Here is a 7578-nt window from a genome sequence, read left to right as displayed (position 1 = left end):
CGGAATGCTATTGCGCAAGCGGTACAAGCAGGCATTATTAAAGGCTATGAGGACGGCACTTTCCGTCCGAATGCTGCAATTACACGCGCTGAGATGGCAACAATGATCGCAAAATCACTTAAGCTGTCCATCGAAGGGAATGCGGTCCCCGGCTTTGCAGACGACAAGAACATCCCGTCTTGGGCAAAAGGCGTAGCAGCGGCATTAAAGAAGGCTGGTATAATGGAAGGTACAGGGGCAAACCAATTTAATTCCGATGCCAAAGCGACCAGAGCGGAAGCGGTAACCATCCTATTGAGAATGTTGGAGCAACAGAGTAAGTAGGTTAAATGAGTAAGGCGCCCCGAAATCAGTTGATTATTTGAGTTGACTCTGCTCACTTCACACATGTAGACTGTTATTCACTGCTCGTGCAAAAAGATTAACGCAGGTATACATCGGTGTCTAGCCCCCTCTTAATTGGAGGGGGCTTTTTGATGAATATTAAACTCCTCTTTCTAATCTTTCTCACCAGTTGAGCCCTAGATAACCATAGTCCAATTCCTTACGTGCTGATTCTAAAACGTGTTATGATAATATAGAAATGCGGTACAAAATACGATTTTATCTAAAAAGGTTAGTCAGTAAAATCAGAGTGGATAAAAGAGCGACAGCGCTACATAGTATGGTATAACCACAAGTATACGCGGAGGGATTATAAATGCTTGTAAAAACCAAACTTCATATCCCTAATATACGAAGCTCTTTGGTATCCCGGCCGAGGCTGATGCGCAAGCTTAATGAGGGAATGAAAGCCAAGCTGACGCTTGTATCCGCACAGGCCGGTTATGGGAAAACAACAGCGTTAAGTGAATGGGTGAAACAGCAAGGCAGCGCACTTGTCGCATGGGTCTCCTTAGACAAGCTGGATAACGATTGGAGCCAGTTCTGGAGATGTGTCATGGCATCCATTCAGGAGAGCGTCCCGGAATTCGGCAATTTAATAGCGTTTCTTCTGGATAAGGAATCCGAGGTTTTCTTTGAAACGGCGATTTCAGCTTTCTCGAACGAGTTGCTCCATATCTCCGATGAATTGATCCTCGTACTAGATGATTATCAATTTATCGATCTACCTGTCATTCATCGTTCGCTCGGTTATTTGCTTGAGCATTTACCTCCGCATGTCCATCTCTATATCGCGAGCCGTACCGACCTCGCGATTCCTACCGCAAGATTGCTGGCCAGAGGTGAAATCAACCTGATCCAAATGCAGGATTTGCGTTTCGAATTGGATGAGGGAATTATTTTTTTTAAGGATACGACTGATTTATCGCTAACGAATGACCAGGTGGCCGAGCTGTTTCGTCAGACAGAGGGTTGGGTGAGCGGGCTGCAGCTGGCGGCGATCACGCTGAAGCGCAGCGACAATATTGCCGAATCCATCAGCCAATTTAACGGACATCAGAGGCATATTTCCGATTATTTGTTGGAAGAGGTTTATCGGCACCAGACCGAATCGATGCGCCGGTTTTTACTGGAAACGTCCATATTAAGCCGAATGAACGCTTCCTTGTGCCAAGCCGTAACGGGTGAAACAAATAGCCAAGACCAATTGGAGCGGCTGGAGCACCTGAATTTGTTTATCGTTCCTCTGGACGAGCGGCGAAATTGGTACCGGTATCACCATTTGTTGTCGGACTTCTTGCAGCGGATCGTAGCCGGAGAGGATCCGGACCACTGGAGGATAATCCATATCCGCGCCGCCAACTGGTTCGAGAACCAGGGGATGGACGAAGAAGCGGTGGAACACTACATCAAGGGGAAGCAGGCGGAGGACGCCATTCGGATCATCGAGCGCATTTTTCCTGACTACCTGCAACTAAAGAGCACCATGATGATGAGATGGATAGTGGCTTTGCCGGAAAGCAGCTACCGGGACAAGCCGATGCTCGAAATGTTTTATATCACTAAGCTGGTAGGCGACGGGGAATGGGACACGGCTATTCGGAGAATCGGGCAAGCGGAGATCCGATTTGAAGCTCTCCGGAATACGATGCCCGAACCGGCATGGAAACAAGTGATGGGCAATCTTTACTATTTTTGCGGTATTCTCTCTTATCTTCAACAAAACTTGCCTAGAACGTCGCATTATTTCGAACTTGTCGAAAGTTATTTGCCGGAAGGCAGCAGCTTTCAGTACCAGGCAAGCAAACGGTATCAAGGGTACGATCATTTTACGGATCTTCTGTCGCTCAACAACGATCTTGTCGACGTGGAGCAATTCCTGCTGAAATGGATCCGGTCTTGGGGGAGTAAAAAAAACTATCCTTTCGTCGGGTACCAATATGTGACGTATTGCGCTCTTCTGTATGAGTGGAATCGGTTGGAGGAAGCGGAGGTTTATCTCGGTCAGGCTCTGGGACGTGAGGATCTTCGGTCCAATATATGGCTATGGATTCAACTAAACCTTGAGTTTTCGCGACTTCAGCAAGCCCTGGGCCAAGAAAATGGAGCCAACGAATGGCTGACTCAGCTGAAATCGAACATCGATTCTCCTGATTACGAGTGGATCGTTCGCCGGATCGAGGCGGAGCAAGCGCTTCTCTCCTTACGTCGAGATTTGCCCCGGGAGGCGCTGGATTGGTCGGCAACATGCGGTTTGTCGCCTGCGGACGATGTTTACCTGCATCGTCTGGCAGAATATCTTGTTCTGGCTAAAGTGCTCACGGTATCCGGACGGCCGGAAGAAGCGCTGCATCTGCTCGAGAGGCTGTATCGGTTAATCGATAAGGAAAATCGGCTTTGGGATCGCATCCAAATCCGAGTAGCCCAAAGCGTGGCTTATCGAATTTCCGGCCAGGGGGAAGCCTCCCTGAAGAAGCTTGAGACGGCGCTCAAGCTGGCGGAACCGGCAGGGTATATTCGAAGCTTCGTAGACGAAGGAAAGATCATGGTTGAGATGCTTTCCGAGTTCACGAAGTCAAGTCAAGAGGGCCGAGTGCCTTCGGTATCGCCGGAATATATCGGACGGCTTCTGGAAGCTTTGAGGGACTCGTCGAAGATCAGGCCGTCGAAGAACGAAATCTTGACCGAGCAGGAAACGAAAGTACTTTCCTTGATCGCAGACGGCATGTTGAACAAGGAAATCGCCGATCGACTGCAAATTTCGAACGAGACCGTTAAGTTCCATCTGAAGAACGTGTATCGCAAGCTTGACGCGCATAATCGTATACAAGCTTTGCAGCAGGCCAAGCAGTCGGGCATCCTTTCCTGATGATCGTACTATCCCATATATTGTAACCTCCCCAAACGGGGAGGTTTTTTTATGAGCGGATTCGACTAAAGTAGAGGAATCAGGAAGTTATATTTCTAGTAGAATCTCGCACAAGAGAGGGAGAAAGCGGATGTTCAGAAAGGGTATAACGATATTATTGTCATTATTAATAATAATGGGAGGGGTTCTTTCAATAGCACCAGATGTAGCTGCATCCTTGGTCAGTTGGAACTGGGTGGAACGAGATTCGAACACCGAGAACAGTCTGTATGACGTCACATATGGCAATAACACATATGTGGCTGTAGGAGAGGCAGGAACGATTGTGACCTCCAGTGACGGAGTGAACTGGACAGAGCGTACGTCGAGTGCCACGAATCAACTATGGGGCGTTGCCTATGGAAACAAAAAATTTGTGGCGGTGGGGTTAAATTCGGCGATATATATTTCCGACGACGGAGTGACCTGGACGGATCGTACGTTCGGGGAGACCCATTATGGTGTTACCTATGGCAACGGCATGTTCGTGGCGGTGGGGTTTGGAAGAGAAATATTGACGTCCATTGACGGAGTGAGTTGGACGCAACGTAGTTTAGGGGATTTGAATGAGCTTCGCGGTGTCACCTACGGCAACGGGATATTTACGGCGGTGGGCTTCGGTGGGAAGATATGGACCTCCAGTAACGGAGAGAGCTGGACGAGTCGTACGTCGGGAGTCGAGAACGATCTATGGAGCATCTCCTATGGCAACGGTAAATTTGTTGCAGTCGGGGCTGGTACAACGATATTAACCTCCGTTGACGGCTTGAGCTGGACCAAACTTCCGCCGCCGTCGGGCGCTTATGATTTCTATAAGGTCACCTACGGCAACGACACTTTTGTAGCAGTAGGGCTAAATGGATCGGTATTTACCTCCGCCGACGGGTTGAGTTGGACAAGTCGTAGTCCTTTTATACTCAACGTGTCTCAATATGGCGTCACCTACGGCAACGGCACATTCGTAATATTGGCTGAGTCGGGGAAGATTCGCCAATCTGTAATCACGGAGACTTACAACGTCGCTTTCGACACAGGGGAAGGAAGCAAGGTCGAGAGCCGGACCGACGTGATTTCGGGAACAACAATTGTCCCTCCGACTGACCCTACGAGGAGCGGCTATACCTTCGGGGGATGGTATAACGGTGAGGGCTACGATACCCCGTGGAACTTCAGCACCGACAAGGTGACATCGGACATTACGCTTTACGCAAAATGGACGGAGCAGATGTATACGGTTACCTTCGACTCACGGGGAGGCAACGTGGTTGCGGACATTACGGGCTTGAGACAAGGAGGGATGATCGTTGCACCGGCAGAGCCCACGAAAGCAGGATTCATTTTTGGAGGCTGGTACAAGGATGCAGGTCTAGTAACGAAGTGGGACTTCAGCGTGGACATCGTGAGAGGAGATATCACGTTGTATGCGAAATGGACTCCGACTCCGGTCTATACTGTTACCTTTGACTCTATGGTAGGTATTGAAGTTCCGAAAGTTTCTGGAGTAATCTCAGGATCAAAGATATCGGCTCCGGTTAGTCCATCAAGATGCGGATTTACTCTGGAAGGCTGGTACACGGATGCGAGTTACGTTTCCATTTGGGACTTCAACTCCGACCCCGTAACTGGTGATATCACTTTGTACGCGAAGTGGACATCGGACGCATCGACTTGTTCGGTAACTTTCGACTCGCATGGAGGCAGCGCGACGGATAGCGTTATTAACTTAAGAACGGGTTCAACGATTACTGCCCCGGCAGCTCCAACAAGGACCGGATTTAACTTTGCGGGTTGGTACAAGGAAACGAGTTACACGACACAGTGGAACTTCAGTTCCGATACTGTGATGGCCCATATAACGTTACATGCGAAGTGGAAGGCGATGATTAATCAATGGAGCTGGGTAACCCGCCCGGTAACTGCGGCTGATTTTCAAGGAATAACTTATGGGAATAATAGATTCGTTGCAGTGGGAAGATCAGGAGCAATTGCAACTTCTATCGATGGAGTGAGCTGGACGAGCTACCCTCAGAATTCTTCGCTGAGTTTGCACAGCGTAACTTATGGCAATGGAACTTTTGTCGCCGTAGATTTCGATAAAATATTGACGTCTAGCGACGGAATAAGCTGGGCATCACATGCTTATAATACATCCTTTTATAGTGTCGCCTTTGGCAAGGGGAAGTTTGTGGGCGTTGGATTCGGCGGTGATATCATGACGTCTATTGATGGAGAGACATGGACGCGCCGAACATCAGGCACATCCAATACTCTTCAAGACGTGATTTATGGTAACAGCCAATTTGCAGCGGTAGGGGATGATGGGGCGGTATTGACCTCCACAGATGGCGATAATTGGGTGATAAAGTCTCATATCCCTGTACAAGCACAGGGGATTGCCTACGGCGATGGTATTTATGTTGTAGTTGGGTTTGACGGACAAATATGGATGACCCCAGACTTCTCTAGTTGGACGGGTCCCGACACTGCCGAACAATATGAAATTTTAGATGTTACTTACGGAGATGGAGTTTTTGTAGCCGCATATGCAACTGGTGCGCTGATATCTAGAGACGGTGAGAATTGGACTAAACTTAGTGATGTTAATGGTTATTTTATGGATGTAGTTTACGGAAATGGATCTTTTATTTTGGTTGGGTATTTCGGTAGCATTGTTCAATCTATTGCTTCTACGAGTTACACCGTAACCTTCGATTCGCAGGGAGGCAGTTTTGTAGGGAGTGTCACCGGCGTGAGCTCGGGAGCAACGATCACCGCACCAGTAGATCCGACGAAGAGGAACTACACTTTTGCGGGCTGGTATAAGGAAGCAAGCTACGATACCGCGTGGGATTTCGGCAGAGATACCGTTACGGAGAACACAATGCTGTACGCGAAGTGGACGGCAGATCCAGCGCCGACCTATAGCGTAACGTTCAACACGCAGGGAGGCAGTTTTGTAGGGAGTGTCACCGGCGTGAGCTCGGGAGCAACGATCACCGCACCAGTAGATCCGACGAGAAGCGGTTACACCTTCGCAGGTTGGTATAAGGAAGCAACATACGATACCTTGTGGAACTATGGCACGGATACGGTGATTGCGAACACGATCCTGTACGCGAAATGGACAGCAGATCCAGCGCCGAGTTACACCGTAAATTTTGATTCGCAGGGAGGCAGCGCGGTCACGAGCGTCGCCGGAGTGAGCTCGGGAGCAACGATCACCGCGCCGACAGATCCGACGAGAAGCGGCTACACCTTCGCAGGTTGGTATAAGGAAGCTAGCTACGCTACGCCGTGGAATTACGGAACAGATACCGTTACGGAGAACACAACGCTGTATGCGAAGTGGACAGCAATCCCGGCGGACACCTACACCGTAACCTTCAACACGCAGGGAGGCAGCTTGATTACAACCAGATACGGCGTGAGCTCGGGAGCTACGATCAGCGCGCCGACAGATCCAACGAAGAGCGGCTACACCTTCGGGGGCTGGTACAAGGAAGCGGGAGTTATTACCCCGTGGAATTTCAGCGCCGACACGGTGACAACGAGTATAACGCTGTACGCGAAGTGGACGGTAGACCCGGCACCGAAGTATACCGTGAGTTTCGACTCACAGGGAGGCAGCACGGTCACAGACATCACCTACGTGAGCTCGGGAGCTACGATTACTGCCCCAGCAGAACCGACGAAGAGCGGCTACACTTTTGCGGGCTGGTATAAGGAAGCAAGCTACGTTACCCCTTGGAATTTCAGCACGGATACAGTGACTGCAGACTCAACGTTGTACGCGAAATGGACGGCGGTTCCTAGCAGTGGTGGCAGTGGTGGCGATAGTGGGGGGAGCGGCGGCAGTGCCCCAATACCACCGAATAACAGCAAAGTGATCTCAAAGGATAGCGTAATATCGCTTCCGGCAGGCAAAAATGGCGAGGTTCATTTGGGCGATGAGATTATGATTGAAATTCCGGCCAATGCAACAGAACAAGATTTAATCCTAACGATTAAAAAAGTATTGGAAACACAAAGTCTATTACAGAATAATGAAGTGCCCGTCAGCCCGATCTTTGAAATTCTGAAAAATTCCCCCGGGAATTTCAACAAACCAGTAACGCTGACCTTGGTTTTTGAACCAGCAAGCTTGAAGGAAGGCCAACTACCAGCTGTTTTCTACTTTGACGAAGCGATGAGGAAATGGGTTAAGGTTGGCGGCATCATAAAAGGCAATCAGATGATCGTAGAGGTTGATCATTTAGGGAAATATGCGGTACTTGCAGTAGATCAGC

At 49.4% G+C, this 7578-nt stretch carries 3 protein-coding genes; all 3 read left to right on the top strand.

Going from position 1 to position 7578, the window contains the following annotated elements; all coding sequences use genetic code 11:
* Window positions 1–324, top strand: a 324-nt coding sequence (locus tag IEY53_RS34355) for an S-layer homology domain-containing protein (RefSeq protein WP_189032796.1), incomplete at its 5' end; no start/stop codon positions are given.
* Window positions 325–700: 376 nt separating this feature from the next.
* On the top strand, window positions 701–3253 hold the full coding sequence (locus IEY53_RS34350; protein ID WP_189032794.1) for a winged helix-turn-helix domain-containing protein: 2553 nt from the start codon (window positions 701–703) through the stop codon (window positions 3251–3253).
* 217 nt (window positions 3254–3470) lie between these two features.
* Window positions 3471–7578 (top strand): InlB B-repeat-containing protein (locus IEY53_RS34345; RefSeq protein WP_189032792.1); only part of this gene is annotated, 4108 nt, incomplete at its 3' end.

The organism is Paenibacillus albidus (genome assembly GCF_014644435.1).
Classification (GTDB): Bacteria; Bacillota; Bacilli; order Paenibacillales; family Paenibacillaceae; genus Paenibacillus_AQ; species Paenibacillus_AQ albidus.
The sequence above is the reverse complement of the archived record's forward strand: the minus strand, read 5'-3'. Positions and strand labels throughout refer to the sequence as shown.

Coding starts and splice junctions, on each gene's coding strand:
- IEY53_RS34350 (WP_189032794.1), top strand. CDS start 701: ATGCTTGTAAAAACCAAACTTCATATCCCTAATATACGAAGCTCTTTG.